This is a genomic window from Microbispora siamensis, assembly GCF_016863095.1.
Lineage (GTDB): Bacteria > Actinomycetota > Actinomycetes > Streptosporangiales > Streptosporangiaceae > Microbispora > Microbispora siamensis.
In genome coordinates, this window is sequence record NZ_BOOF01000031.1 from 15,217 (window position 1) to 41,316 (window position 26,100).

A 26,100-nucleotide genomic window follows, 5' to 3' on the forward strand; every position below is an offset into this window, starting at 1 on the left:
TTAGCTGGCGACCGGGTGGCAACCAGGCGGCCCGGTGGACGAGAGGAATCGCGATGAAGATCGTGGTAATCGGCGGGACGGGCCTGATCGGGTCGAAGCTGGTGAAGAACCTGGGCGAGCAGGGTCACGAGGCGGTGGCGGCGTCGCCGAACACCGGCGTCGACACGCTGACCGGCGAGGGGCTGGCCGAGGTGCTGGCGGGCGCGCAGGTGGTGGTCGACGTGTCGAACTCGCCGTCCTTCGAGAGGGCCGCGGTGCTGAAGTTCTTCGAGACCTCCACGGGCAACCTGCTCGCGGCGGAGGCGGAGGCGGGCGTCGGTCACCACGTCGCGGTCTCGATCGTGGGCACGGAGCGGATGCCCGACAACGGCTACTTCGCGGCGAAGATCGCCCAGGAGCGGCTGATCGAGAAGTCGGGGATCCCGTTCTCACTCGTGCACTCGACCCAGTTCTTCGAGTTCACCCGCGGCATCGCCGACGACGCCACGGTGGATGGCAAGGTGCACATGGCGCCCGTGCTGTTCCAGCCGATCGCGGGTGACGACGTGGCCCTGTCGGTCGGGCGGACCGCGGTGGGGGCGCCGTTGAACGGCAGGGTCGAGATCGCCGGGCCTGAGCAGTTCCGGATGGATGAGTTCTTCCGCCAGGCGCTGGCCGCCTGGGGCGATCCGCGCGAGGTGGTCACCGACCCGCACGCGCGTTACTTCGGCAGCGAGCTGGACGAGCGGTCGCTGGTTCCCCTTGACGACGACGCCACCCTCGGTACGATCCGCTACCACGACTGGCCCGGCCGGAACGCGACCGGAAAGCAGCCCGAGCGCTCGTAGGTCACCGCCGCACCCGCACTTCGGTCCCGTGTCCGGCTCTCCCCCCGGAGGGCTCCCTCCCGGAGGGCGAGCCGGAGCGGGCGGCATGTGCGATCTCGGTGCCGCGTTGTCACGGACCGTACGTTGCGAAGCGACAGGAGCAGGACCTTGCCACCAGCAGGCTCGACAATCCGGATCCGAATCCGGATGAGCGCTCGTGCCATCGATGAGCCGCACCGGGTTTCGAGTCAGCTGGAGCTGCTGTTCGACCTCACGTTCGTGGTCGCGGTCGCGGCCGTCACCGCGGAGTTCGCGCACGGCATCGCCGCCGGTCACGGCCTGGCCGGGCTGGTGCCGTTCTTGCAGGTCTTCTTCGCGATCTGGTGGGCGTGGATGAACTTCACCTGGTTCGCCTCGGCGTACGACACCGACGACGTCGCCTATCGGCTGCTGACCATGGTGCAGATGGGCGGCGTGCTGGTCCTCGCCGCCGGCGTGCCCGCCGCGGCCGGTCAATCGGACTACGGTGTCGTCACCCTGGGCTACGTCATCATGCGGATGGCGCTCGTCACCCAGTGGGTGCGAGCCGGTCTCGAAGACCCCGCCCGCCGCCGGACCGCCCCGCGCTACGCCGCCGGTATCGCCATCCTGCAGCTGGGATGGATACTTCGTTTCTTCCTGGCGGAGAACGGGGTGTTGCCCGCGTCGTCCGTGCTGCCGTTCTTCGTCGGCCTGGTCGTCCTGGAACTCGCGGTGCCGCGGTGGGCGGAACGGGCCGGGAGCACCAACTGGCACCCGCACCACATCGCCGAGCGCTACGGCCTGTTCACGATCATCCTGCTGGGCGAGAGCGTGCTCGCCACGACCAGAGGGGTCGAAGGAGCGCTCGAAACGGGCAAGATCAGCGGCCCCTTCGTCGTCGTCGCCGTCTCGGGCCTCGTCCTGCTGTTCGCCCTTTGGTGGCTGTACTTCCTCGGACCGGCGGGGGACGGTCTCGGTGACCGGCGTCATCGGTCCTACCTGTGGGGATACGGCCACTACGGCATCTTCGCCGCCCTGGCCGCCCTCGGCGCCGGGCTCGAAGTGGCGGTGGAGCAGAGCGGGCACGACGTTGTGGCGTCGCCGCAGGCACTCGGCTACGCGGTCGCCGTTCCTGTCGGTGTCTATCTCGCCCTGCTGTGGGCGGTGCACGTGCTCGTCATCGCACAGCCCGTCATGTTTCCCGCCGCGGTTCTGGGGTCCGTCGTCGTCGTCCTGTCGCTGCCGCTCGTGACGCCCTCGGTCGGCGTGGCCGCCGTGGTCGCGGCGACCGCGGCCGTCTGCGTTCTGCTGGTCGCCGTCACGATCTGGACGACAGCCGTCGCGGCTCGCGCTGAAGCGCGTCGTAACGACTCGCAGTAAAGTATCCCTCTTTGCGGCGTACGTACTATGTCGCGGCGGACAGCGCTCTGATCTTGGCGGGGTTCATCATCCACAGCACTTCGTCGATGCCCTCGGCGGAGGCGTTGACGGTGAGGACGGTGAACACCTCGCCGTCGTGGCGCAGCACAGCGGCCGCCTGCCCGTTCACGTCGGCCCATCCCACCTCGACCCCGGCCCAGAACCGTTCCGCGAACGCTCTGATGTACTTCGCGACCCGGAATGCGCCGATTACCGGGATGCGAGAGGCTCGGACGGCGCCGCCGCCGTCGGAGTAACTGATCACGTCCGCGGCGAGGAGCTCTTCCAGCGCGGCAAGGTCGCCGGAGCGGGCGGCGGCGACGAAGGCGGTGAGCAGTCTGCGCTGTTCGGCTCCGTTCACCGGCGCTCGGCGCCCGGAGACGACGCGTTTGCGGGCCCTGCTGACCAGTTGCCGCGCCGCGGCCTCACTGACCTCGATGATCTCGGCGATCTGCCGATAGGGGTAGTCGAACGCCTCTCGAAGCACGTAGGCCGCGCGTTCAGTGGGTGAGAGCCTTTCGAGCAGGAGCAGGACCGCGAAGCCGAGGGCTTCGCCGCGCTCGGCGCCGAGGTGAGGGTCGGCACTGGTGTCGACGGGTTCGGGAAGCCACGGGCCGACGTACGTCTCGCGGCGGACCCGCGCCGACTGCAGGGCGTTGATGGCGAGGCGTGTGGTCACCGTCGCCAAGAACGCCTCCGGGTCGGCCACGGTGCCGCGGTCGTAGGCCTGCCAGCGCAGCCACACGTCCTGTAGCAGGTCTTCCGCCTCGGTGGAGCTGCTCAGGATCCGGTACGCGATTCCGAACAGGCGTGGCCGCACGCTCTCGAAGACGGCCACCGCCTGGTCGAGATCGCCGGTCCCACTGAAGTGGCTCCCCGATCCGGTATCCCCCATGGTGATGGCCCCGTTCCGCCGGCGGAAGGACCCGTACAGCCTTTCATCCACCCGGCCGGCACCCGCGGCAGGGGGGATCGCGGTTCGTGACACCGGTGTTCGATCTCGTCGATGCGCCTCGCATCGGTCCATCAGCCGACTGCAGGGCAGTGCACCGGACCGACCGAGCGAGCGCCGGGTTTCCCCGACAGGCATTCCGCGCAGAATTCAATTGCGTCCCGCGAGGACGGTGAGCCATCATTACGGGCATGATCAACGGGAAGGGCGGCCACCGCCCCAGCCGGTGAACGCCGGTACATGGAAGCTGGGCGACGAATCCATCGACGATCAGCCCACCTTCCTCGCACACGCACTCGCGATGTCTCTTCGGTACGGCCCCGGCCCCTGGCCCCGGGACGCCTACCAACTCCCCGACGACCCGCCCCCGCCCGCCGACGGCGGCCCGGTGATGACCAGTGTCGTCCTGGACGGCATACGCACCCACCACTTCGGCCCGGGGGAAGACGCCGCCGCGGTCACCGCGATCGCCGACCGGCTCGAGGCGCTCGTCGAAGCGGCGCCCAGCCACGAGAGCGTCGTCAAGCTCCACCGGCAGCTGTCCGGCCCGGACGCCCTGAGCGTCGTCGACGACCTCCTGGAAGAACTGTGCCGCCGTAAGCTGCCCAGAGATCGGTTGCGCCTGATCGGACGGCACCTGGCCGAACACGGCAGTCACCGCAACACCACGAAGATCGGCATCGCGCTCATCGGCGCCTGCGGCGACGAACGCGACCGCGACCTGCTGATGCTCCTCGGAACGCTGGAGGAATTCACCCTGTACGCGGTGGTGGCGCTACTGCGCACCCAGCGCGACCGGCAACGCGCGGTCTACGAGCTGGCCCGCCGTGTAGAGGACTGGGGTCGCATCCACGCGGTCGAACGACTCAAAGGCTGCGACGATCCGGAGATCAAGGGGTGGCTGCTCCGCGAAGGCTTCCGCAACGGCGTGATGAACGAGTATCTGGCCCACATCGCCGCCACCAGCGGCGACCTGTACTCGGCGCTGCTCGACTCCGAGGTGGACGAGGCCCTCCTCGACGGCGCAGGCGGCATCCTGGCCGCGCTCGCCGTCGGAGGACCGGCCGAGGACATGACGGACTACCCCGAGGCCGTCCCGTGCCTGGGCCGCTATGCCGACCTGATCGATGTCCGCGAAGCGAACTTGGACAGGCTGTCCGCCGTACTGGCCATCACCGGATTCCTAAGGGATTCGGACGATGGACTGAACTGGGCCGACGGCGACCTGGTGCGGCTGCGCGACCGCTACGAGCGCATCCTCTCGCAGCCGCGATGGGCTGAGCTCGTGCTCGCCCTTCTGGCCGATCCCTCTGGTGAAGACTTCACGAGCGCCCTGTGGGCGGCGAGCCGGCTGCAGCTGCCGATGGTCCCGCAGATCCTCACGCGTCTCCAGGTGGAACCGCTGGACGCCTACGCGTGGGATGTCGTCATCCGCCATGCCTCACCAGACCAGGCCCGGCAGGTCACCGCCCTGGCCGAGCGGCTGCTGCCGCTGGAGGAGCTGGCGAACGGCCCCGGCGAGCATTTCGGATTCGGCTCCGACGCCGCGGCTGACCAAGCCCTGGAATCCATCGTCGGCGGCCTGGACGCCTTCCCAGGGGTCGGGCTGCCGCTCATCCGGGTCGCGCTGGTCAACCGCGTCACCCGGATCCGGCGTGCTGCCCTGGGTGCCTTGACCGCCTGGGGGCGGCACGCCGTACCGGACAAGGCCGTCGAATGGGTACGCGCCGCCAGCGCGGTCGAGCCTCACAAGGAGACCCGCGAGGAGATGATCGCCTTCCTCTCGTCGCGAGACCGGTGACCCCGGCTCTCGCCGTCGGCATGAGCGGTTCGTTCAAGACCGGACGCCCTCGCTGTGCGAGCCTGCGGGGCATGACCGACCAGGCTTTCACTCCCGCGCTCGGACGCTTCGCGCTGGGCGTGTCTGGCCAGGGAGTCGACGTCCAGGCCGGGGTCGTCGAGGTGGCGGATGGCATGGCTGAGGATCTCGCCGAGCGGGTCGTCGGTGTCGGGGTCGGGCAGCGGGTGCTCGATGTACTGCGCCTGGCCGCCGCCGCGTTGCGGAGGTACGACCATGCGGCGCGCGATGGTGTTGGCGACCTGGGTGCCGAACCGGCGCCGAACCAGGTGCAGACAGGCGTCGATCCCGGCGGCGGTCCCGGCCGAGGTGATCAGGTCGCCGTCGTCGACGAACAGCACTGTGGCGTCCACCTTCACCTCGGGGTAGGCGGGTGCGTAAAGCCAGTGGGTGGCCGCACGGCGGCCGTTCAGCAGCCCGGCGGCGGCGAGCACGAACGCGCCACGGCACAGCCCGACGACGGTGGCGCCGTCGGTGTGCGCGTCACGCAGGGCGGCGAGCGCCGGTTCCGGAGGGAGTTGGGCCGGGCCGCGCCAACTCGGCACGACGACGGTGGCGGCGTCGGCCAGCGCGTCCAGTCCGTACGGCGCGGTCAGCCGGATCCCACCGGTGGTGGTGAGCGGGCCGGGATCACCGCCGACGGCGCGCAGGTCGAAGCGGGGGACGCCCAGGTCGCTCACCACCGCCGGCGCGGCCGACCGGCTGGGCGGCACCACTCGCGCCGTGCCCGTCTGGGAGCACGTGGACCTGCCCCGACCCGACGGCTCGGCGCTGCGCGTCACCCGGGTGCCCGCCCTGCACGGCCCCGAGGGCAGCGAGCCCATCGTCGGGGAGGTCGCCGGATTCGTGCTGTCCGGCCGTGGAATACCGACCGTGTACGTCAGCGGCGACAACGCCTCTCTCGACATCGTCGCCCGGATCACCGAACGGTTCGCCATCGACGTCGCCATCCTGTTCGCCGGAGCGGCCAAGACCGCTCTCCTCGGCGACGCCTACCTGACCCTCACCAGCGCCCAGGCGGCCGAGGCCGCCCGGATCCTCGGCGCGTCGCACGTCGTCCCGCTGCACTTCGACGGCTGGCGCCACTTCACCGAAGGGGCAGACGCACTCGCCGAGGCCTTCGCCCAGGCCGGGCTGACCGACCGGCTCACCCTCTTGCCTCCAGGCCGGCACGCCGCACTCACGGTCGCGACCACCTGACCGGCAGCGCGCTCACGACCGAGCAGCGCGCCCGATTGCGAGGTCAGCGTCGCAAGCGGCCCCCCGTACTGTCCTCCATGGTCGTGCTGTCGGGGGTCCTGCTGTCAGATTCGGTACGGTCAGGGGAGCGCGACGTCGATGTTCTTGGCCCGCATGTCCTTGTTGTTGAACATTTTCCTGCCCATGGCCTTTCCGACGCCCGGCATCCGCATCAGGCGCATCATCCCCGCGCGCAGGAGCTGCTCCTTGCGGTCATGTGGGGTGAAGATGCGCCGTCCGGGCAGGGCGCTTTCCTGCTGCAGGTGGATGAACGGCCTCATCCGCGCCTCCCAGGCCCGCAACGCCCCGGGCACGTCACCGGGATGGCGCTGCACCATGGTGCCCAGCAATTCGCCGCCGGCCATGCCGCTGGAGGCGCCCATGCCCGCGTACAGGGTGACGCACCAGGCGGAGTCGCCGATTAGGACGACCCGGCCGCGGTGCCAGCGGGGCATCTTGACCTGCTGCACGGAGTCGAACAGCGCATCGGGTGCCTGCTCGTAGCGCTTCAGCAGCCCTTCCAGCAGGGGTCCGGTCGGTTCGGGGCCGTAGGCGGCGCGGATGGACTCGATGGGCGGGCGGCGGAACTCGGCGTCGACGTCGTCGGTGCGGTAGGAGAACAGCAGGCTCGGGGCGTGGTCGGCGAACGGGAAGGCCCAGACCGAACGACCCGGCTCGGCGAGAACCAGGCCCTCGTGCAGGCCGAAGCCGTCGACCGGGCCGTCCAGCACGGTGGCGCCGACCATGTAGTTCAGCGGGTGGAGGTACTCCTCGGGACCGAAGACGAGCCCGCGTACCGTCGAGCGCATGCCGTCGGCGCCGATCACCAGGTCGAAGCGCTCGGTGACGACGGTGTCCGCGGCCGTGTCGTGCAGCGTCACCTCCGCCGCGGCGTCGTCCTGGGCGATGTGGGTGGGCACGGTGGAGTAGCGGATCTCCACATCGTCCGGCAGTGCCGCGAACAAACCCTGCTCCACATCGCCGCGCAGCAGCGGCCGTGGGCCTCCGGCCATGGCGAAGGGGTTCAGGCCGGGACGGCGGCGCCCCGCGCGGTCCACCTCGTAACTGGTGACATGGGGCCCGCTGCGGTCACCGATAGCCTCCAGCACGCCCAGCCGCCGGGCCGAGGCGATACCGGCGCCGAACAACATGATGAAGTAGCCGCCGGAGCGGCGCGCGGGCGCCCGTTCCACCACCACCGGCTCCCACCCGACCTGGCGCAACCGCAACGCGGTGGCGATGCCGGCGATCCCCAGTCCGACCACCAGCGCCCGGCCGCCGGGCTTGCCGACGTCTGACATTGACGACTCCTCTCATCGGCTTCCACCCAATGCTAGAAGACGAACTGACCAAGTTGGTTCTTTTGGTCAGTTTTGAGCTCGGGTTGGGAGATCCCACTCCCGTCGGGACGCCTGGTCGGGGGTCGCGCAGCGGCAGGACGCCGATGGGACCGAGGCCGGGGCGACCGGTTCCCGCCGATCAACCTGCCGTTTATTTCTCTGGGGTCCAAACTATTGACGGCGCTTCCGCGGGTATGTGAGCCTCCCTTTCAGATTTCCATGCACCTGGGAGTAGGACGGTCAGGGTCCCCGCCTGGTCGTGCATGGCCGGTTGTCCGTGTCCGGAGGAAAAACCGTCCATGCGAACATTCGCCCACCTACTCGTGGTCGCCCCGTCGCGGGCGGTTTCTCACCTCGGATCAGTCACTGTCGCCACAGTGAGCGCGGCCACCGGGGCATCCGTCGGGACCCCCACCACGAGGTAGGTACATGAAGAACAAGCTCGTCGCCCTCGGCGCCGCCGTACTCGCGGCCATCGCGTCGATCCTGGTCTCGGTCCAGCCCGCGTCCGCGGCCGTGGGCCTGCACGTCAGCGGCACCAAGATCGTCGAGGCCAACGGCCAGGAATTCATCATGCGGGGCGTCAACCACCCCCACGTCTGGTACACCGGCCAGACCGGTTCGTTCGCCGACATCAAGGCGCTCGGCGCCAACACCGTACGTGTCGTGCTGGGCAGCGGGAAGCGGTGGGGGCCGTCGAACGACGTCGCGAACGTGGTCTCGCTGTGCAAGCAGAACCGGCTGATCTGCGTGCTTGAGGTGCACGACACCACCGGGTACGGCGAGGAGGGCGCCGCCGCCTCACTGGACGAGGCGGTCGACTACTGGATCAGCCAGAAGAGCGCCCTGGTCGGCCAGGAGAACTACGTCGTCATCAACATCGGCAACGAGCCGATCGGCAACACCAACGCCGCCCAGTGGACCGACGCCACCGCGAACGCGATCAAGAAGATGCGCAGCAACGGCTTCGAGCATCTGCTGATGGTCGACGCGCCCAACTGGGGCCAGGACTGGCAGTACGTCATGCGCGACAACGCCCAGACGATCCTGGACGCCGACAGCCGGCACAACACCGTGCTGTCGATCCACATGTACGCCGTGTTCAACACCGCTTCCAGCATCGTCGACTACCTCAACCGGTTCCAGGCCAAGGGCTGGCCGCTGGTCATCGGCGAGTTCGGCTGGCAGTTCCAGTCCGGCGAGGTGGACCACGAGACGATCCTGTCCGAGGCGCAGTCGCGCGGCCTCGGCTGGATCGCCTGGTCGTGGAGCGGCAACAGCGACCCGATCCTGGACATGACGGTCAACTTCGACCCCAAGCAGCTCACCGCCTTCGGCACGAGGATCTTCAACGGCGCCAACGGCATCAAGGCGACCGCAAAGGAGGCGTCGATCTACAGCGGCAGCAGCCCCTCGCCGTCGCCCAGCGCCTCGCCGTCGAAGTCGCCGTCACCCACCCCGTCGCCGTCCCCCAGCCCGTCGGCTTCGCCCAGCCCGTCACCGTCGCCCAGCGCCTCGCCGTCGCCCAGGCCCGGCGGCTGCTCGGCCACCTACAAGGTGGTCGGCCAGTGGGGCGGCGGTTTCCAGGGTGAGGTCGCGGTCACCGCGGGCGGCTCGGCGATCAAGGGCTGGACCGTGACGTGGACCTACGCCGACGGCCAGACCGTCACCAACGCCTGGAACGCGACGGTCACCGGCAGCGGGGCCGGCGTCACCGCCCGCAACATGAGCTACAACGGCAGCCTCGGCGCCGGGGCCTCCACGACCTTCGGATTCCTCGGGTCGTGGAACGGCACCAACAGCGTTCCCACGCTGTCCTGCACCGCGAGCTGACCCAGAAGACGAGTGCGGGCCGGGTGCGACGCGCACCCGGCCCGCGGCCGTGCTCGCGTGAGCGGTCGCGTCGTCCGGGCCGGAGCCATCCGCCGCCCGTCGCACGGCCGCATCAGATGACGTCCGAATCTCAAATCGGTTCGTCCCCCGCGACCTGCCGAAAGCGCCCACACCACCTCACGGCCGCGGATTTCCCCCGCATGGATTCGGCGGATATGGGGAAGGTCTCCTCAATCCCTCGGAAGTGACACAGTTTGGCAACAAAGTCGCTTCAGTCGGGTATCGGGGCAGAGCGCTCCGGTACGACCGCCGCCCCGTGCGGCGGAGACCATCGGATCGAACGATACGGAGGAACGGTGAAGCCGACCAACCCCCACCGCCCGAAAGGACTGTTGTCCGGACCGGGCGGGCCGCGCCGGCGCATCTCCCAACCCATGATCCTCGCGACCGCGTTCGTGCTGACGGCGTCGGGCGGCGTCGGAGTGACGGCGGCTTCCGCCGCCACCCCCGTCACCCCGCCGGCCGACACCGCGGAGCCCGTCGTGACGGCCACCGTGACGATCACGCCGACGGCCGCCCTGACGGAGATCTCCACGGACTCCCCCACGGCGACGCCCACCACCGAGGTGCCCTTGGTGGGCCCGTTCCTCGGCGCGCTGCACGGCGAGGTGGTCGTGCCGACCAAGGACGGGTGCGGCACCGTCACGGTGTTCACCCAGACCGGGCAGGCCGTCGCCGTGGCGGACGACTCGATCACCGTTCGCAGCCAGGACGGCTTCGAGCGGTCGTACGCGATCGGCGACTCCACCCGGACGCTCACCGGGCGCCGGGGCGGCGAGATCCGGCAGGACGCCTGGATCTCCGTGATCGCGTCCGTCCAGCCCGGCACGCAGGCCCCCGCCCCCGAGAGCCCGGCTCCGGAGAGCCCGGCTCCGCCTCCGTCCACCACGCCGACCGTTCCCGAAACCACGCCGACCCCCTCGGAGAGCACGCCGACGCCTCCCGAAACCACGCCGACTCCCCCGGAGGGCACGCCGACGCCTCCCGCCGAAAGCACCCCCGCTCCTCTTCCGAGTGACACCTCGACGACCCCCGCTCCCCCCGCCGAGACGAACTCCACTCCCCCGCAGACCCAGGAGACGACACCCGCCGCCCCTCAGGGGGAGACGGCGACGGCCGCCTACGTCTTCGACCTCTCGCGGCCGAGCAAGCGGCTGTGGTATCTCGGCAAGAGCTCGCCGTACTCGCTGAAGTGGCGCTCGGGGAAGCCCACCTGGCGCGCCCCTGAGCCCTGTCCGACGCCGACGGCCGTTCCCACGGAACCGCCGGCCGCGACACCCGGCCCGGTCACGACCCCCACGGAGACCGCGCCTCCCACGGACAGCGCCGCACCCACCCCCGAGCCCACCGGCACGGACACGCCGACCCCGACTCCCACGTCCTGATCGATCGCAGGCCGGCCCTCGCCCCCTCGGCGAGGGCCGGCCTGTCACTGCTCCAGGCGGACGGTGACGGTCACGCGGCCCGCTTCGTCGCGTCTGGCGACGGCATGTCCGGTGCGCTCGACCCCGTCCAGTTGCAGCGATATCGGGCCGCCCTCGCCCAGGAAGTTGCGCCACCACGTCTTGGCGTCGGGGAGCTGGACGCCGATCGTGACGGTGTCACCCGCGCGCCGGAAGGCGACGGGCGTGCTGAAGGTGCGTCCCGAGCGGCGTCCCGTGTAGGTGACGACGGTGAGTCGCCTGCTGATCAGCCCGCCCCACCGGGGAGACGCGCGCAACGTCAGGACGCAGGAGTTGAAACGGTCGATCGCTCGCCTCGGAAGCGGCCTCCGGTATCGCACAGAACCTCCATCACTAAGGGTGTCTCTCGCCGCCAACGTAACCTGCTAAGTGGAGACCCTTGTCCACTTAGTCCGAAGTGAGAAACATGAGCGCTGAGGCATCTCGGATGCCGGCCGAGGGGGCCGTGGGACTGCGCGCCGACGCCCGGCAGAATCGCGACCGCATCGTCGAGGTCGCCCGCCGGTTGTTCGCCGACCGCGGTCTCGACGTGCCGATGGCCGCGATCGCCCGGCACGCCGGTGTAGGGGTCGCGACGCTCTACCGCCGCTTCCCCACCAAGGAAGCGCTGGTCACCGAGGTGTTCGCCGATCAGTTCGAGGCGTGCGTGTCGGTCGTCGACGACGCGCTGGCCGATCCTGACCCGTGGCGCGGGTTCTGTACGGCCATCGAAAAGATCTGCGGCATGCAGGCCGCCGACCGCGGCTTCGGCACGGCCTTCGTCGCGGCGTTCCCCGAGGCGGTCGAGATAGAGCGGGAGCGCGACCGCGCCATACAGGCCTTCGCCGAGTTGACGCGACGCGCCAAGGCGGCCGGGCGGCTGCGTGCCGACTTCTCGCCGGACGACCTCGCCCTGCTGCTCATGGCCAACTGCGGCGTCGTCGCCGGCTCCGCAGGGGAGGCCGGGGTCGCGTCCCGGCGACTCGTGGCCTACCTGCTCGGCTCCTTCCGCGCCGAACAGGCCGACCCCCTCCCGCCGCCCGCCCGGCTCAGCCTGCACGACGTCCTGGACTCACCCACCTCCGCCACTCGTCCCGTACGGCGGGCCGGCGCCGGGCCGACCGCGCATCAAGGAACCACGGCGCCTCAAGGAACCGGTGACCGCTGACCGCAGCCGGGAAGCTTGTTGCGAACTATTGGCAATAGCAAGACAATTGCGTTCCTGCCGCCCGATGTCGCGGCGGGCCGATACGGCTCGCCGGGCGTCGGCCGGCCCCTTCTGGAGGAACGCATGGGTGAGCACGTGGGCCGGGCCCCGCTGCGTCAGATACTCGCGCTCGCCGTGCCCGCGCTCGGGGTTCTGGCCGCCGAGCCGCTCTATCTGCTCGTCAACACGGCCATGGTGGGCCACCTCGGCGCGGTGCCGCTCGCGGGGCTGTCGGTCGGCGGGATCGTGCTGGCGCAGATCTCCTCCCAGATGACGTTCCTGGCCTTCGGCACGACCGCCCGCGCGGCCCGGCTGCACGGCGCGGGCCGCAGGGCCGACGCCGTGGCCGAGGGGGTGCAGGCGACCTGGCTCGCCGCGATCGCAGGACTGGTGATCACGGTGGCGGGACAGTTGCTCGCCGTGCCGGTCGCCGGTCTGCTCACCGGTGACGGCCGGGTCGCCGACGCGGCGGTGAGCTGGCTCAGGATCGCCCTGCTCGGCGCTCCGCTGATCCTGATCACCATGGCCGGGAACGGCTGGATGCGCGGCGTGCAGGACATGCGGCGCCCGCTGCGCTACGTGCTCGCAGGCAACGTCGTCTCCACCGCGCTGTGCCCGGTGCTGGTGTACGGGCTCGGCTGGGGGATCGACGGCTCGGCGGTCGCCAACGTGGCCGGGCAACTGATCTCCGCGGCTCTGTTCGTACGGGCGCTGCGGGCCGAGGGCGTGCCGCTCGCTCCGGTTCCGGCCGCGATGCGCGCCCAACTCGGCCTGGCGCGCGACCTGGTGCTGCTCGGCCTGGCCTTCCAGGCGTGCTGGGTGTCGGCGACCGCGGTCGCCGCCCACACCTCCGCCGCGGCCGCCGGCGCCCACCAGGTGGTGTTCCAGCTGTGGATGTTCCTGGCCTTCGTCCTCGACGCGCTGGCCATCGCCGCCCAGGCGCTGGTCGGGGCCGCGCTCGGCGCGAACGACGCGGACCGCGCGCGCCGCCTGGCCTGGCAGGTGACCGGCTGCGGGCTGGTCTTCGGAACCCTGCTCGGCGTGGTGTTCGCGGCGCTGGCCGGTTTCCTCCCCCACGTGTTCACCACCGACGCGACGGTGCTGGCCGAGTTGCCCGGCGCCTGGTGGTTCTTCGTCGCGCTGCAGCCGATCGGCGGCGTCGTGTTCACGCTGGACGGAGTGCTGCTCGGCGCCGGGGACGCGGCATACCTGCGTACGGCGACGGCGAGCGGGGCGGTGCTGGGGTTCCTGCCGGTGGTGTGGGCCTCGCTGCGATTCGGCTGGGGTCTGGTGGGGATCTGGTCGGGGTTGTCGGCCTTCCTGCTGATCCGACTGATCACCGTGCTGGCCCGGCTGAGGTCGGGCCGCTGGGCCGTGGTCGGCGCCGTACGGTGATCCGGGCGCGAACGGCCCGGTCTCCCGTCGACATGCCAGGGGTGTCAGCCGCGCGAGGACACGTCGGCGAAGTAGGCCCTCAGGAGCCTGCGCCCCTGCTCGATCATGGCGGGGTCGCCCTCCGGTGAGGCCGTGAAGGCGAGCTGGAGGGCGGCCGCCGTGGCCTGGATGGCCAGCCGCATCACGCGGTACGGATCGGGCAGCGGCGGCAGCCCGGCCTCGTCCAGCGCGAAGTGGTAGAGCCGCTCGGCCAGCACGTCCCCGCCCTCCTTCGCCTCGCCCGGAGGCAGGAACGTCGGCCCGCCCGGCCGGGTGTCGGCGAAGTCGACCACGGTGTAGCCGGGGACCGTCCTGCGCATCTCGACCGTCTCGAGCAGGACGAGCTCCGCCGCGCGCGGCCAGGTGAGCGCGCCCTCCGCGGCCTCCGCCGCCACTCGGCGGCGCAGCCGCACCAGCAGCAGCTCCAGGTTGCGCAGCGCCAGCTCGCGCAGCATGCCGGGCTTGCCGTCGAAGAACTGGTAGATGGTGCCGCTCGGCACTTCGGCCCGCCTGGCGACGTCGACGATGGTCAGCGCGTCGAGGCCCACCTCGTCCAGGAGACGGGCGCAGGCGTCGAGGATGCGCTCGACCCTGTCGATGCTGCGCTTCTGGACCGGCCGCCGCCGGACGCCGGGATTGTCCACCGATCAGTCTTAACATAACGCCCTGTCATGTTCTAACGTGGCACCCTCTCATGTTTTGGAACCTCGAAGGAACCGCATGGACGAGGTGCGCGTCACGCCCGTCGAACGGGTGACCACCGGATGGATGACCCTGCTGGCGCTCGCCCAGATGGGCGTCATCATGGCGATGACCGTCGGCAACCAGATCCTGCTGCCCTCCCATGTGGCGCACATCGACCCGGCGCACAAGGAGGCGTCGCTGGCGACCGTGTTCGCCGTCGGCGCCGTCTGCACGATCATCGCCAACCCGCTGTTCGGCGCCATGTCCGACCGCACCCGTTCCCGGTTCGGCCGGCGCCGTCCGTGGATCGTGGGGGGAGCGCTGGTCTGCGCCGCGTCCCTGGTGTTCCTCGCCTGGCAGGAGTCGCTGGCCGGACTGGTCGTCGGCTGGGCGGTGGCCCAACTGGCGTTCACCGCCGCCCTGGCCGCGGCGATCGCCACCGTGCCCGACCAGGTGCCCGTCCGTCAGCGGGGCAAGGTGTCCGCGCTGGCGGGCGTGGGCCAGTTGACCGGGCCGCTGCTGGGCGGGGTCGTGGCCACCGTCCTGCTGACCGGCGCGAAGGCCGGATTCCTCTCGATGGCGGCGCTGATCCTGCTGCTCGTGCTGCCGTTCGGCCTGTTCACCCGCGAACCCGCGGAAATGCCTGCCGCCGCCACCGCCGCGGTCACCGTCGGAACCACCGCGCGTGCCGCCGCACCCGTCGCCGCCGCCGCTGGCACGGCGGGGTCGCCGCCCTTCGACCTGCGGTCCTTCCTGCGCCGCCTGTGGGTGAGCCCGCGCAGGCATCCCGACTTCGCCTGGGCCTGGACGAGCCGGCTGATGATCACCCTCACGCTCGCGATGGCGATCGGCTACCTGCAGTACTACCTGCGGGACGCCGTCCACTACGAGCGGCTCTTCCCCGGTTCGACCGTCGAGCAGGGCGTCGTGGTCCTCGTGGCGGTGTTCACGCTGAGCAGCGTCGTGCCGACCCTGCTCGCGGGCTGGCTGTCCGACCGGTACGGCAGCCGCAGGCCCGCCGTCTTCGTCGGGGGCCTCACGATGGCCGCGTCGGGACTGGTGCTGACGATCCTGACGAGCTGGTCCGCCGCCATCGCGGCGTCCGTCCTGCTCGGCGCGGGCTACGGCATGTTCGCCGCCGTCGACCAGGCGATGGTCACCCAGTTGCTGCCCGCCGACGCCGACCGGGCCAAGGACCTCGGCATCGTGAGCCTGGCCAACTCCGCGTCCAACACGCTCGGCCCGGTGATCGCCGCACCCCTGGTCACCTCGGCCGGCGGTTACCCGCTCATGTACGGCGTGGCGGCGGGTTTCGCCACGCTCGGGGCCTGTCTGATCTGGAGGATCCGCGGTGTCCGCTGAAACCGAGAGCCCCGCCCAGCCGTACGACCAGGGCGCCTGGTGGCGTGACGCGGTGGTCTACCAGGTGTATCCACGCAGCTTCGCCGACGCGAACGTCGACGGCGAAGGGGACCTGCCCGGCGTGCTTTCCCGCCTCGGCCACCTGGCCGACCTGGGAGTGGACGCGATCTGGCTGAGCCCGTTCTACCCCTCGCCGCTGGCCGACGGCGGCTATGACGTGGCCGACTACTGCGACGTCGATCCCCGATACGGCACGCTCGCGGACTTCGACGCGCTCGTGGCGGCGGCCGCGGCGAAGAACATCAAGGTGATCGTGGACATCGTCCCCAACCACTGCTCGGCCGAGCATCCGTGGTTCCGTGCGGCGCTGGCCGCCGGTCCCGGCAGCCCCGAGCGCGACCGGTTCGTCTTCCGTGACGAGCCGAACAACTGGCAGTCCGTGTTCGGCGGCCCGGCCTGGACCCGGGTGCCCGACGGGCAGTGGTATCTGCACTTGTTCGACTCCGGGCAGCCCGACTGGAACTGGCGGCACCCCGACGTGGTCGCCATGTTCGAGCGGGTGCTGCGGTTCTGGCTCGACCGGGGCGTGGCCGGGTTCCGGATCGACGTGGCCAACATGCTGTTCAAGCAGGACGGGCTGCCCGACGTGGTCCCCGGCAGCCAGGGCGGCCCGCTCACCCCGGGTCACGCGCCCGTGCCGTACGAACACCAGCCGGAGCTGCTGGACCTCTACCGGTCCTGGCGGAAGATCCTCGACTCCTACCCCGGGGCGCGCGGCACGGTGGCGGAGATGTGGTTCGGCCATCCCGACCAGGCCAGGCCCTACCTGTCCGGAGACGGGCTGGCCCAGCTCTTCGGCTTCGGCCTGATGCCGGCCCCGTGGTCGGCCGAGGAGTTCCGTACGGTCATCGACCGGTCGCACCGGCTGGCGCGTGAGACGGGCGGGTCGATCCCGTGGGTGCTGGGCAACCACGACGTGCCGCGCATGGTGACCAGGTTCGGCGTCGACCAGGACCTGGTCCGCGCGCCGACCCCGGAGGTGCTGCTCGGCCGGATGGACGTGGACGTGGAGCTGGGCACCAGGCGCGCACGTGCGGCGGCGCTGCTGCTGCTCGCACTGCCCGGCGGGGCGTACATCTACCAAGGGGACGAACTGGGCCTGCCGGAGCATCTCACCATTCCGGACGAGGCCCGGCAGGATCCCATGTTCGAGCGCACGCTGCGCACGTTCATCGGCAGGGACGGCTGCCGGGTGCCCCTCCCCTGGTCCGGCGCCGCTTCGCCGTACGCCTTCGGGGGCGGCGACACCTGGCTGCCGCAGCCGGAGGACTGGGCGGCGCTGACCGTGGCCTCGCAGCGGGACGACCCCGGCTCGACGCTGAACCTCTACCGCGCCGCGCTCGCCATCCGGCGCGACCACCCCGCGCTCGGCGACGGCGACCTGACCTGGCTGGACACGCCTCCCGGCGTGCTGGCCTTCGCCCGCGACCCCGGCTTCACGCTCATGGTGAACTTCGGCGCCGAGCCGGTGCCGCTCGCCTGGCACCACGACGTGCTGCTCGCGAGCGGGCCGCTCGAGGGCGACCTGCTGCCGCCCGACACCGGAGTGTGGCTGTCGTGACCATCGAAACCGAACCGGGGTTGTGGCTGCTCACCACCCCGTCCAGCGCGTACGCCGTGCGGCTCGGGCCGGACGGCGCGCCGCGCTGTGCCCACTGGGGGCCGCGGCTCACGCTCGGCCAGGCCCGCGCGCTGCCCGCCGGCCCCGAGGAACTGCCCGTCGAAGGCGGCGGCCGGTTCGGCGTGGCGGGCCTGCAGGTCAGGTATGGCGACGCCGTACGCGGGGTCGAATGGCGTCACGTCGGTCACGACATCGAAGGCGACGACGTCGACGGCGGCCACCTGACGATCAGGATGGCCGACCGGCACTACCCGCTGGAGATCGACCTGCACTACCTGGTCAGGCCGGACAGCGACGCCGTCGGCCGCTGGACGACCCTGCGCAACACGGGTGACGGGCCGATCACGGTCCTGCGCTGCGACTCGGCGGCCTGGGCGGTTCCGCGGCGCGAGGACTACCGGCTGACCCACGTCACGGGCGAGTGGGGCGCGGAGTTCCAGGTCAGGCGTACGGCCCTGGCCGTGGCCGAGACCGTGCTGACCAGCAGGCGCGGGCACAGCGGCTACCACGCCAACCCGTGGGTGATGCTCGACGCGGGCGACGCGACCGAGGACCGCGGCGAGGTGTGGAGCGCGGCGCTGGCCTGGAGCGGAAGCTGGCGCATCACCGTCGAGCGCGACCACGACGGCCGCGCGGGCTGGAGCGGCGGGTTCGGGCACGAGGGGGTGACCTGGCGGCTCGGACCCGGCGAATCCCTGGAGACGCCGGCGTTCACCGGGATCTATTCGGCCGAGGGGTTCGGCGGGGTCAGTCACCGGTGGCACGACCACGTCCGCCGCCACGTGCTGCCCGCGCCCGGCCGGGTGAGGCCGGTGGTCTACAACTCCTGGGAGGCGACCGAGTTCGACATCTCCCAGGACCAGCAGATGGAGCTGGCCGAGCTCGCCGCGGGCATCGGCGTGGAGCTGTTCGTGATGGACGACGGCTGGTTCGGCGGGCGCGCCGGCGCCTTCGCGGGCCGTACGGGCGAGACGGCGGGCCTGGGCGACTGGTGGCCGAACCCCGACCGCTTCCCCGACGGCCTCACCCCGCTGATCGACCACGTGAAGCGGCTCGGTATGGCATTCGGCCTGTGGGTGGAGCCGGAGTCGGTCAATCCCGACAGCGAGCTCTACCGCACCCACCCCGAGTGGGTGCTGCGCCAGCCGAACCGGCGCGCGACCGAGATACGCGACCAGCTCCTGCTCGACTTCTCCCGGGACGACGTCGCCGAGTGGGCGTACGACCGGCTGGACGAGCTGGTGGCGCACAACGACATCGCGTTCCTGAAGTGGGACATGAACCGGCCGATCACCGAGGCCGGCGACGAGGTGTGGGTGCCGTACATCAGGAACGTGTACGCCGTGATGGACCGGCTGCGCGCGGCCCACCCGCACCTGACGATCGAGGGCTGCGCGAGCGGCGGGGGCCGTGCCGACCTCGGGATGCTGGCCCGAACCGAACAGATCTGGACCTCGGACAACACCGACGCCGCCCAGCGGATCGCGATCCAGCACGGCTACGGCCAGGTCTATCCGGCCTGCACGATGGGCGCCTGGGTGACCGACAGCCCCAACGCGCTCACCGGCCGGCCGACGCCGCTGGCCTTCCGCTTCCACGTCGCGATGTCCGGTGCGCTCGGCATCGGCGGCGACCTGCTGCGCTGGAGCCCGGCCGACCTGGAGCAGGCGAAGCGCCTCGTCGAGCAGTACAAGCTGATCCGCCCGGTCGTCCACGAGGGCCGGATGGACCGCCTCGCCGACTGGGCCGTGCAGTACACCCTCGATCCGCACGTCGTGGTGTTCTCCTGGCGGCCGACCACGCTGGTCCGCGTGACGGCCCCCGTACGGCTGAAGGGCCTGGACCCGGACGGCGTCTACCGCGACGAGGACACCGGGAAGACGCACCACGGCACGCTGCTGATGAGCCACGGGCTGCCCCGGCCGTGGCCGTTCGACGCCACCAGCGAACTGAAGAGGCTCACCCGTGTCGGATAACCCGCTCCCGGAATACCCGCGGCCCCAGCTCGTCCGCGACAGCTACCTCAACCTCAACGGCCGCTGGGAGTACGCGATCAGGGACTACGCCCCCGAGACGTACGACGGCGAGATCCTCGTGCCGTACTCGCCTGAGGCGCCGCTGTCCGGAGTGAACCGGCAACTGCTTCCCGGGGAGACCCTCTGGTATCGGCGCCGGTTCGACCTGCCGGACGACTTCGCCGACGGGCGGGTGATCCTGCACTTCGGCGCGGTCGACCAGACCTGCCGGGTGTGGGTCAACGACGACGAGGTCGGCGGTCACACCGGCGGCTACCTGCCGTTCTCGTTCGACGTCACCGACGCGCTGCGCCCGTCGGAGAACGTCCTGGTCGTCGCCGTGCGGGACGACACCGGGAACGGCTCGCGGGGCAAGCAGCGGCTGCGGCGCGGCGGCATCTGGTACACCGCCCAGTCGGGCATCTGGCAGACGGTCTGGACCGAGCGCGTCCCAGAGGTCCACGTCGAACGGCTCACGCTGACCCCGCTGCTCGGCGACTCCTGCGTGGAGGTGACGGTCCACGCACCCACGGGAGAGGCGCATGTCGAGATCTCGGCCGGAGGCGAAGCGGTCGCGCGGGTCACGGTGCCGGCTGAGCGGCCGGTGCGGGTCCCCCTGCCCGAGGTGCGCGCCTGGAGCCCAGAAGATCCCTTTCTGTACGACGTCGCCGTGTCGCTCGGCGCGGACCGCGTGCGGAGCTATTTCGGCATGCGCTCCTTCTCGGTCGGGCCCGACGCCGACGGCGTCCCCCGGCTGCTGCTGAACGGCCGGCCGTACTTCCACGCCGGGGTGCTCGACCAGGGCTACTGGCCGGACGGCCTCTACACGCCGCCGTCCGACGAGGCGATGATCCACGACATCGCCACGATGAAGCGGCTCGGCTTCACCATGCTGCGCAAGCACATCAAGATCGAGCCGCTGCGCTGGTATCACCACTGCGACCGGCTCGGCATGCTCGTCTGGCAGGACATGGTCAACGGCGGCGAGCCGTACCGTCCGTGGGTGATCACCACACCCGCGTTCCTGCCCTTCGTCCGGATGGACGACCGCCGCCACCGCCGGTTCGGCCGGGCCGACGCGGCGGGCCGTACGGCGTTCGAGGCCGAGACGCGCGCCACGATCGAGCACCTGCGCAACGTGGTGAGCCTGGCGGTCTGGGTGCCGTTCAACGAGGGCTGGGGCCAGTTCGACGCCGCGCGGATCGCCGCGGAGGTCGCCCGGCTCGACCCGACGCGTACGGTCGACCACGCCAGCGGCTGGCACGACCAGCGCGCGGGCGACCTGCGCAGCCTGCACGTCTACTTCCGCCGGTTCCGCCCGCCGCGACCCGACGGCCGGGTGCTCGTGTTGTCCGAGTACGGCGGATACAGCCTGCGCGTCGAGGGCCACGTCCGGGGCGAGAAGGAGTTCGGCTACCGCCGGTACCGCACGGCGGACGCGCTCGGCGAGGCGTTCGCCCGGCTGCACGAGGAGCAGATCATCCCGGCTGTCGCGCGCGGTCTGAGCGCGACCGTCTACACCCAGGTGTCCGACGTCGAGGACGAGATCAACGGCCTGCTCACCTACGACAGGGCGGTGCTCAAACTCCCCGAGGACCTCGTACGTTCGATCACGGAAAGGCTCAGGTTCGCGTGATCACGCACGAGCGGGAGATCACCGAGCCGGTCGACCTGTGCCTGCCGGACGGGCGGCTCAACCCCTGCGCGGTGGGCTGGACCCGCCGTCCTCTGCACCGGGGCAACCTGCGCGGCTGGGGACGGCGCAAGCGCTGGGAATACTGGGGGATCGTCACCCCCCGCCACATCGTCGGCCTGGTCGCGTCGTCACTGGACTACGCCGCGGTGAACGGGGTGTACGTGCTCGACCGGGACACCCGTGTGGAGCTCGCCAAGGACGTCGTGGTGCCGCTGGCCCGCGGCGCCGTCTTCCCCGACCGCAGCGGCGCCGGGACGGCGTCCGTACGCGGCGGCGGCGTGACGATCGACATCGAGCAGGGTGTTTCCGGCACCGCGATCCGGGCCGTGGCGCCCGGTGTCGAGCTCGATCTGGAGGTGCCGCTGCCGGAGGGCCACGAGTCGCTCGGCGTGGTGGTGCCGTGGGGGCCGAACCGGTTCCAGTACACGGTGAAGGACGTCGGCCGTCCGGTGCGCGGGCGGCTGCGGCTGGAGTCGGCCGAGTTCACCGTCGACGAGGCGGACTCGTTCGCCGTGCTCGACCACGGCCGCGGGAAGTGGCCGTACTCGATCACGTGGAACTGGGCGGCGGGCAGCGGGCCCGGCCGGGCGATCCAGCTCGGCGGCAAGTGGACCGACGGCACCGGCTCCACCGAGAACGCCCTGTTCGTCGGGGGCCGCCTGCACAAGATCGGCGACGAGCTGGAGTGGTCGTACGACCGGACCGACTGGCTGCGGCCGTGGCAGATCACCGGCCCCCGGGTGGAGGTGGAGTTCCACCCGTTCCACGAGAAGGCGGCCCGCACCGAGCTCGGCCTGGTGGGCAACGAGACGCACCAGTGCTTCGGCCACTTCTCCGGGCGGGCCCGGGCCGACGACGGCGCCTGGGTGAACCTCGACGGCCTCACCGGCTGGGCCGAGGAGGCCCGCAACCGCTGGTGATCCACCGGGCCCGGACGCCTTCGTGCCCCTCCACGCACGTCGCGAACGGGTAGTCGTGGAGGGGCAGAGCCTGGGCTCCGGCGGTTCAGTCGCCGGAGCCCTTGTCCCTGCTCCGCGGAATGAGTCGCTTCCGGCTTCATTCCGCAGGCCGTCAGGCCGGCCTTCTAATTGACACAGGCGACCAATTCGGGGAGTACGTTGGAGCAGTGGCCCGCGACGCAGACGTCCCAGAGGATGTCGTCGAGGTCCGAGCGGGAGCATTCGTTCCGCGAGCATTCGTTCCGGAAGCACTCGTGCTGGAAGGGTTCGTTCCGGAAGCCGACGTTTTCGAAGGTGTTGTTGAACCCATCGGTACACGGGTTGGTACAACCCCAGCCAGTTGGGGCGGTCGAGGCGCTCGCGGCCGTGGCGCCCGCGGCGAGGGCACCACCGCCGAGCGCGGTGGAAAGTGCGAGTCCGGCGATGACCTTCTTGAGCTTGGGCATTTCGTCCCCCTCTAAAGGATCAACTGCCTAATGTGTGCGTCATCCCTAAATGAGAAGGAATGTCGCATAATGACCGTTAAGTGGTCATTGCCCCGCGACGTCATTGTTTCCCGGCAGAACGAGCAACAAACGGCGATCTACGGTGTTTAATGCCGCATTGTCCGATTGAGAGCCCTCACGGAGCACTTATGTCGCCTTCATCCCTTAATGTCCGATTTTGGACTCGCCTACTTAGGAGGGCGGCAGGCGTCGTCCGACCGCAGCCTTTGGCCGCCCGCGATCTCGGTGTCCCGCTCGGCGGGGCGGGCCGCACCGCCAGGCGCGAACCCTCGGCACGTCCGTGCGGTCTTCGATGTCTCGTACTGCGTGTACAGAGCAGCGACCACCGGCGGATAGCCGGCGCAGCCGCTTCGCAACCGGCAGGCGCGCGGTCAGCGGCATGAGCGGGCGTCTATCGGTCTGGACGGCCGCCGGTCAGGTGGATATGACGTAACCCCGGGCTGAAGGTGGCGACGTGATCGGCGGTGCCGTGGTGCGCTTTCGATGGTGTGAAGCGGCCTTCGCTGACTGCGACGTCGTAGGCGCCGCCGTGAGGGTACTCGGCCAGGATCCCGGTCACCTGGTGCTCGGCTGCCCAGGCGAGTCCGGCGTCCAGCGTGTCGAACACGCCGGAGGCGTATCGGGCGTGTTCACCGTGGAAGATCCAGACGGCTGGCCTGAGCGGACTGCACTGGTCGTCGCTGGGCCTGCGGCGCAGGCCCTCCGGCGTGAACGAGAAGGCGCCGGGGAAAGGGCCTGGCCGATGACGTACGGCGAGCACCACCGGTTCGGGGTGGACGCCCCGCAGACCCGTCTCGGGTGCGGTGTTCGCGAAGGCGTTCCACAGGTGAAGGCAGATCAGGTCGTCGTCGCGATTGGCGGTGACGTAGGCGAGGGTCTTGGAGTAGAACGGGTTGGTTCCGCCGATCCACAGCGACGGGGGCCCGAACGTCTCAATGACCTCGGTCAGCGTGCGGTCCTGCGTCACCCACCCGCCGATGTCGGCGCTCAACCGCTGATACTCCGCCGCCGACAGCGCCCGATCCAGCTCCAGCCAGCCGAGACGATGAGCGATCTCGGCGTAGACGGACGCCGTGGCATCGCGCAAGGCGTCGGCGGGAAGGATGTCGCTGTAGGCGCCCATGACGCCCGTCGCGACGAATGCGTCGCGTTCGCGTAGTCGATCGCACTCCGCCCACCACCGCGTCAGGCTCTCGTCCAGGGCAGCCATCGCCTCCAGCAGAAGCCGTTCCGCCGTCTCATCCCTGCCGTACATGCCAGGGCGACGAAGCACACCGTTCACCTGCCTCAGGTGGTGCCGGCGAGCCTCACCCAGAACGGAATCGGAGTCCTTTCCACTGCTCATCGCATTCGATCATGACAGACCAAGGCGCGCTCCAGAGGTCCGCGCGTGCAATCCGACGTACGACCTTCGCGCAGCCGGCAAGCCGAGCGGTCAGCGGCATCCAAGCCGAGGCGCCGAACACACTGGTTCGCCTGGACGAACGACTTCCCGGCCAGATCGGTCAGAACAACTACCTGAAGTGCGACATCAGTGACGAGGTGCTTGCGCTCCTGAGGAGCGCCTACGAGGAATCCGCCGACCGCAAAACCGCCTAGGCGCGATCAGTGGCGTACGCCGCCGGCGCCGATCTCCGCCCCGTCCTTACAACATCAGGTGCGGACGGCCAGGGCAGGTGCGCACCCGTCTTTCGCTGCTCATTCGTATAAGCCTCGGCCCTCTCACGCAGCCCCGTCACGTTCTCGAGAGCGGTGATGACACGCAACTCTCGCAAGGGCTCGCAATGGGCCGGGCGGCGCGACAGGCACACAGCGATGCGGGAACGAGTGATGAGCGGGGTGACCGGTGCCTGCTCGATGAAATCTGTCGTGCGGATCGCGGTCTCAGCCCGCGCGCAGCATGGTGACGAGCGCGTGCGCGACGTCGAGGAACTGCTCACGCGAAGAGGTCGTCGTCTGAAGATCGACGAACGCCTCATGCGCTCCGGCCTCGGCGAGGGTCAGCAGGTAGTCGGCGAGCTGCCGTACGGTTCCCGCGTGCGGCACCTGGTCGGCGGGCGCCGGCGAGTCGGTGATCGCCGGATTGACCCGCACCACCATGCGCAGAGCGGACGGATCCCTGCCCGCGCGGGACGCGGCCTCCAGCGCCAGGCCCCACAGGGCGGTCAGGTAGGGCATGGGCATGGCCGCGCTCAGCCAGCCGTCGGCCCGCCGGCCGACCCTCTCCAGCGCCGGAGGCGTGTACCCGGCGAGCAGGATCGGCGGTCGCGGCCGCTGGCAGGGCTTGAGGTCGATGTGCGACGGCGGCACCGTCCACAGCGCGCCCTTGTGCTCGACCACCTCACCGGTCCAGACGGCCTCCATCAGGTCGAGCGTCTCCTCCAGCCGGTCTCCCCTTCCCCGCCAGGGCACCCCGGTCGCGGCGTACTCGTCGCGGAGCCAGCCGAGACCGATGCCGACGTCCAGCCGTCCGTGGCTGAGCAGGTCGAGCGAGGTCAGCGTACGGGCGAGCAGGACGGGCGGCTGCCACAGCGCGTTGAGTGTGCTGGTCCCCAGCCGGATCTCCCGCGTGCTGACCGCGGCAAGCGTCAGTGCGGTGAGCGGGTCGAAGAAGGTCCCGAACGCCGGGGGGACCGTCCCGTCCCCTCCTGGGTACGGATCGCTGGGCGTCAGCGGGAGCAGGATGCGGTCGCCCGCCCACAGGCTGTCGTAGCCCATCGCTTCGAGATCCGTGCTCGCCCGCCGGATGAATTCCGGGTCGGCGAACGCGCCGTACTGAGGGACCGTGTATCCGAGCCGCATGGGTCTTTTCCTTCGCAACTGCGCCGATAGAAGATGGCCCTGATCGGGCGTCGGCGGAGACGCTAGGAAGGCCCGCTTGCGGAAAACTTGGACAAGCCGGGATTCAGGGCCCAAGAGCGTCCCAAGGCTGGGGTTACCTGTGGACCGTGGTCGAAACCGGCAGGACGAAGGTTCCCGCGCGCCGTTCCTCGGCTGCGGCGAACGTAAGGGACATCGGCAGGTCGAGCGGACGCCCGGTCCGGCTGCCTGTGACGGCGGCCGGCCGGGCCGGGCGAATTCCGATCTCAGCGCTGGAACGCCGACTCCGGGGCGTCCGCCCCGGACGTCCGCTCAGGCGCCGACGGCCGCCTCCGCGGGCTTCTCCGTGTGGTCCGCGGCGGACTCACCGCGGGAGTCCTCGCTGGCGGCGTCCTCGGCGGCGGCATCGGGATGCGCCGCGATGAACTGCTCGATGACCTCGTCGGCCATCTTCCCGCGCGCGGGCACGTCCAGCCCCTGCTCGCGGGCCCATTCGCGCACGTCCGTCAGGGTGTAGCCGCGCAGACGCGGGGAGGTGTCGGCGGCCTTCTTCGACCGCGTCGCCTGCTTCACCTCACGGGCGTTCTCCAGCACTTCCTCGATGAACGCGAGGGCCTCGCTCAGCCGCTGCTGGTTCGCGTCGGACAGGTCGATGGCGAAGGTCCGGTTCAGCAGCGGGAACTCCCGTCTCGCCACATCGTCGCCCTCGGAGTGGTCGAGGTCGTCAACCAGTATCACCTTCTGCGCCACGTGCAGCCCTTCCAGG

At 70.5% G+C, this 26,100-nt stretch carries 23 protein-coding genes; 14 read left to right on the forward strand and 9 right to left on the reverse strand.

Going from position 1 to position 26,100, the window contains the following annotated elements:
• The first annotated feature begins 53 nt into the window (after positions 1-53).
• Positions 54-827, forward strand: coding sequence for an SDR family oxidoreductase (locus Msi02_RS25345; RefSeq protein ID WP_204050581.1), 774 nt, complete (start codon positions 54-56; stop codon positions 825-827).
• Positions 828-1,013: 186 nt separating this feature from the next.
• The gene (locus Msi02_RS25350; RefSeq protein WP_239108690.1) at positions 1,014-2,207 is read left to right on the forward strand and encodes a low temperature requirement protein A; all 1,194 of its coding nucleotides are present in this window, start codon (positions 1,014-1,016) and stop codon (positions 2,205-2,207) included.
• A 25-nt stretch (positions 2,208-2,232) separates the two neighbouring features.
• Here the strand turns inward: Msi02_RS25350 and Msi02_RS25355 are convergent, their stop codons facing one another.
• Complete coding sequence (locus tag Msi02_RS25355) at positions 2,233-3,141, reverse strand: RNA polymerase sigma-70 factor (protein ID WP_204050583.1); 909 nt, start codon at positions 3,139-3,141, stop codon at positions 2,233-2,235.
• On the opposite strand from Msi02_RS25355, the gene Msi02_RS25360 reads away from it, so the two are divergent.
• Entirely contained in the window at positions 3,140-4,999 is a 1,860-nt protein-coding gene (locus Msi02_RS25360) for a hypothetical protein (protein WP_204050584.1), read from the forward strand. The genes Msi02_RS25355 and Msi02_RS25360 overlap by 2 nt on opposite strands.
• On the opposite strand, the gene Msi02_RS25365 is transcribed toward Msi02_RS25360, so the two are convergent.
• Positions 4,945-5,769, reverse strand: a complete 825-nt coding sequence (locus tag Msi02_RS25365) for a DJ-1/PfpI family protein (RefSeq protein WP_239108691.1) — start codon at positions 5,767-5,769, stop codon at positions 4,945-4,947. The two genes, Msi02_RS25360 and Msi02_RS25365, sit on opposite strands and share 55 nt — an antisense overlap.
• Positions 5,770-5,779: 10 nt before the next feature.
• Here Msi02_RS25365 and Msi02_RS25370 point away from each other — a divergent pair, with 10 nt between their 5' ends.
• Positions 5,780-6,256 (forward strand): MBL fold metallo-hydrolase, encoded by a 477-nt coding sequence (locus tag Msi02_RS25370; protein WP_204050702.1) that lies wholly within the window; start codon positions 5,780-5,782, stop codon positions 6,254-6,256.
• Between the two features lie 119 nt (positions 6,257-6,375).
• Here Msi02_RS25370 and Msi02_RS25375 read toward each other — a convergent pair whose 3' ends face one another.
• Positions 6,376-7,596, reverse strand: coding sequence for an FAD-dependent monooxygenase (locus tag Msi02_RS25375; protein WP_204050586.1), 1,221 nt, complete (start codon positions 7,594-7,596; stop codon positions 6,376-6,378).
• A 468-nt stretch (positions 7,597-8,064) separates the two neighbouring features.
• Between Msi02_RS25375 and Msi02_RS25380 the strand changes: the two genes are divergently transcribed.
• Entirely contained in the window at positions 8,065-9,468 is a 1,404-nt protein-coding gene (locus tag Msi02_RS25380; protein ID WP_204050587.1) for a cellulase family glycosylhydrolase, read from the forward strand.
• Between the two features lie 434 nt (positions 9,469-9,902).
• Positions 9,903-10,913: a hypothetical protein gene (locus tag Msi02_RS25385; protein ID WP_204050588.1), complete on the forward strand. Its 1,011-nt coding sequence runs from the start codon at positions 9,903-9,905 to the stop codon at positions 10,911-10,913.
• A gap of 44 nt (positions 10,914-10,957) precedes the next feature.
• Here the strand turns inward: Msi02_RS25385 and Msi02_RS25390 are convergent, their stop codons facing one another.
• Positions 10,958-11,311, reverse strand: coding sequence for a hypothetical protein (locus Msi02_RS25390; RefSeq protein ID WP_079319020.1), 354 nt, complete (start codon positions 11,309-11,311; stop codon positions 10,958-10,960).
• A gap of 86 nt (positions 11,312-11,397) precedes the next feature.
• Between Msi02_RS25390 and Msi02_RS25395 the strand changes: the two genes are divergently transcribed.
• Both Msi02_RS25395 and Msi02_RS25400 read left to right on the forward strand, forming a co-directional pair.
• Positions 11,398-12,138, forward strand: a complete 741-nt coding sequence (locus Msi02_RS25395) for a TetR/AcrR family transcriptional regulator (protein ID WP_239108692.1) — start codon at positions 11,398-11,400, stop codon at positions 12,136-12,138.
• A 123-nt stretch (positions 12,139-12,261) separates the two neighbouring features.
• Positions 12,262-13,572: an MATE family efflux transporter gene (locus tag Msi02_RS25400; protein ID WP_204050589.1), complete on the forward strand. Its 1,311-nt coding sequence runs from the start codon at positions 12,262-12,264 to the stop codon at positions 13,570-13,572.
• Between the two features lie 44 nt (positions 13,573-13,616).
• On the opposite strand, the gene Msi02_RS25405 is transcribed toward Msi02_RS25400, so the two are convergent.
• Positions 13,617-14,255, reverse strand: coding sequence for a TetR/AcrR family transcriptional regulator (locus tag Msi02_RS25405; RefSeq protein ID WP_204050590.1), 639 nt, complete (start codon positions 14,253-14,255; stop codon positions 13,617-13,619).
• Positions 14,256-14,331: 76 nt separating this feature from the next.
• Between Msi02_RS25405 and Msi02_RS25410 the strand changes: the two genes are divergently transcribed.
• The 5 genes from Msi02_RS25410 to Msi02_RS25430 are packed head-to-tail and all read left to right on the forward strand — an operon-like array spanning position 14,332 to position 21,969.
• Entirely contained in the window at positions 14,332-15,657 is a 1,326-nt protein-coding gene (locus Msi02_RS25410; protein WP_204050591.1) for an MFS transporter, read from the forward strand.
• Positions 15,647-17,278 (forward strand): glycoside hydrolase family 13 protein, encoded by a 1,632-nt coding sequence (locus tag Msi02_RS25415; RefSeq protein ID WP_204050592.1) that lies wholly within the window; start codon positions 15,647-15,649, stop codon positions 17,276-17,278. The genes Msi02_RS25410 and Msi02_RS25415 overlap by 11 nt, the downstream gene beginning before the upstream one ends.
• Complete coding sequence (locus Msi02_RS25420) at positions 17,275-19,314, forward strand: alpha-galactosidase (protein WP_204050593.1); 2,040 nt, start codon at positions 17,275-17,277, stop codon at positions 19,312-19,314. Before Msi02_RS25415 ends, Msi02_RS25420 begins: the two co-directional genes overlap by 4 nt.
• Positions 19,304-20,989 carry a glycoside hydrolase family 2 protein gene (locus Msi02_RS25425; RefSeq protein ID WP_204050594.1) on the forward strand — a complete coding sequence of 562 codons (1,686 nt, stop codon included), beginning with the start codon at positions 19,304-19,306 and terminating at the stop codon, positions 20,987-20,989. Before Msi02_RS25420 ends, Msi02_RS25425 begins: the two co-directional genes overlap by 11 nt.
• Positions 20,986-21,969: a DUF2804 domain-containing protein gene (locus tag Msi02_RS25430; RefSeq protein ID WP_204050595.1), complete on the forward strand. Its 984-nt coding sequence runs from the start codon at positions 20,986-20,988 to the stop codon at positions 21,967-21,969. Before Msi02_RS25425 ends, Msi02_RS25430 begins: the two co-directional genes overlap by 4 nt.
• A 164-nt stretch (positions 21,970-22,133) precedes the next feature.
• Here Msi02_RS25430 and Msi02_RS25435 read toward each other — a convergent pair whose 3' ends face one another.
• The gene (locus Msi02_RS25435; RefSeq protein ID WP_204050596.1) at positions 22,134-22,454 is read right to left on the reverse strand and encodes a hypothetical protein; all 321 of its coding nucleotides are present in this window, start codon (positions 22,452-22,454) and stop codon (positions 22,134-22,136) included.
• Between the two features lie 451 nt (positions 22,455-22,905).
• On the reverse strand, positions 22,906-23,787 hold the full coding sequence (locus tag Msi02_RS25440) for a DUF7710 domain-containing protein (protein ID WP_204050597.1): 882 nt from the start codon (positions 23,785-23,787) through the stop codon (positions 22,906-22,908).
• 83 nt (positions 23,788-23,870) lie between these two features.
• Here Msi02_RS25440 and Msi02_RS25445 point away from each other — a divergent pair, with 83 nt between their 5' ends.
• Positions 23,871-24,113, forward strand: coding sequence for a hypothetical protein (locus tag Msi02_RS25445; protein WP_204050598.1), 243 nt, complete (start codon positions 23,871-23,873; stop codon positions 24,111-24,113).
• Between the two features lie 285 nt (positions 24,114-24,398).
• Here the strand turns inward: Msi02_RS25445 and Msi02_RS25450 are convergent, their stop codons facing one another.
• Together Msi02_RS25450 and Msi02_RS25455 are read right to left on the reverse strand one after the other, a co-directional pair.
• Positions 24,399-25,316, reverse strand: coding sequence for a TIGR03619 family F420-dependent LLM class oxidoreductase (locus Msi02_RS25450; RefSeq protein ID WP_204050599.1), 918 nt, complete (start codon positions 25,314-25,316; stop codon positions 24,399-24,401).
• 330 nt (positions 25,317-25,646) lie between these two features.
• Complete coding sequence (locus tag Msi02_RS25455; protein WP_204050600.1) at positions 25,647-26,084, reverse strand: histone-like nucleoid-structuring protein Lsr2; 438 nt, start codon at positions 26,082-26,084, stop codon at positions 25,647-25,649.
• Positions 26,085-26,100 lie beyond the last annotated feature (16 nt).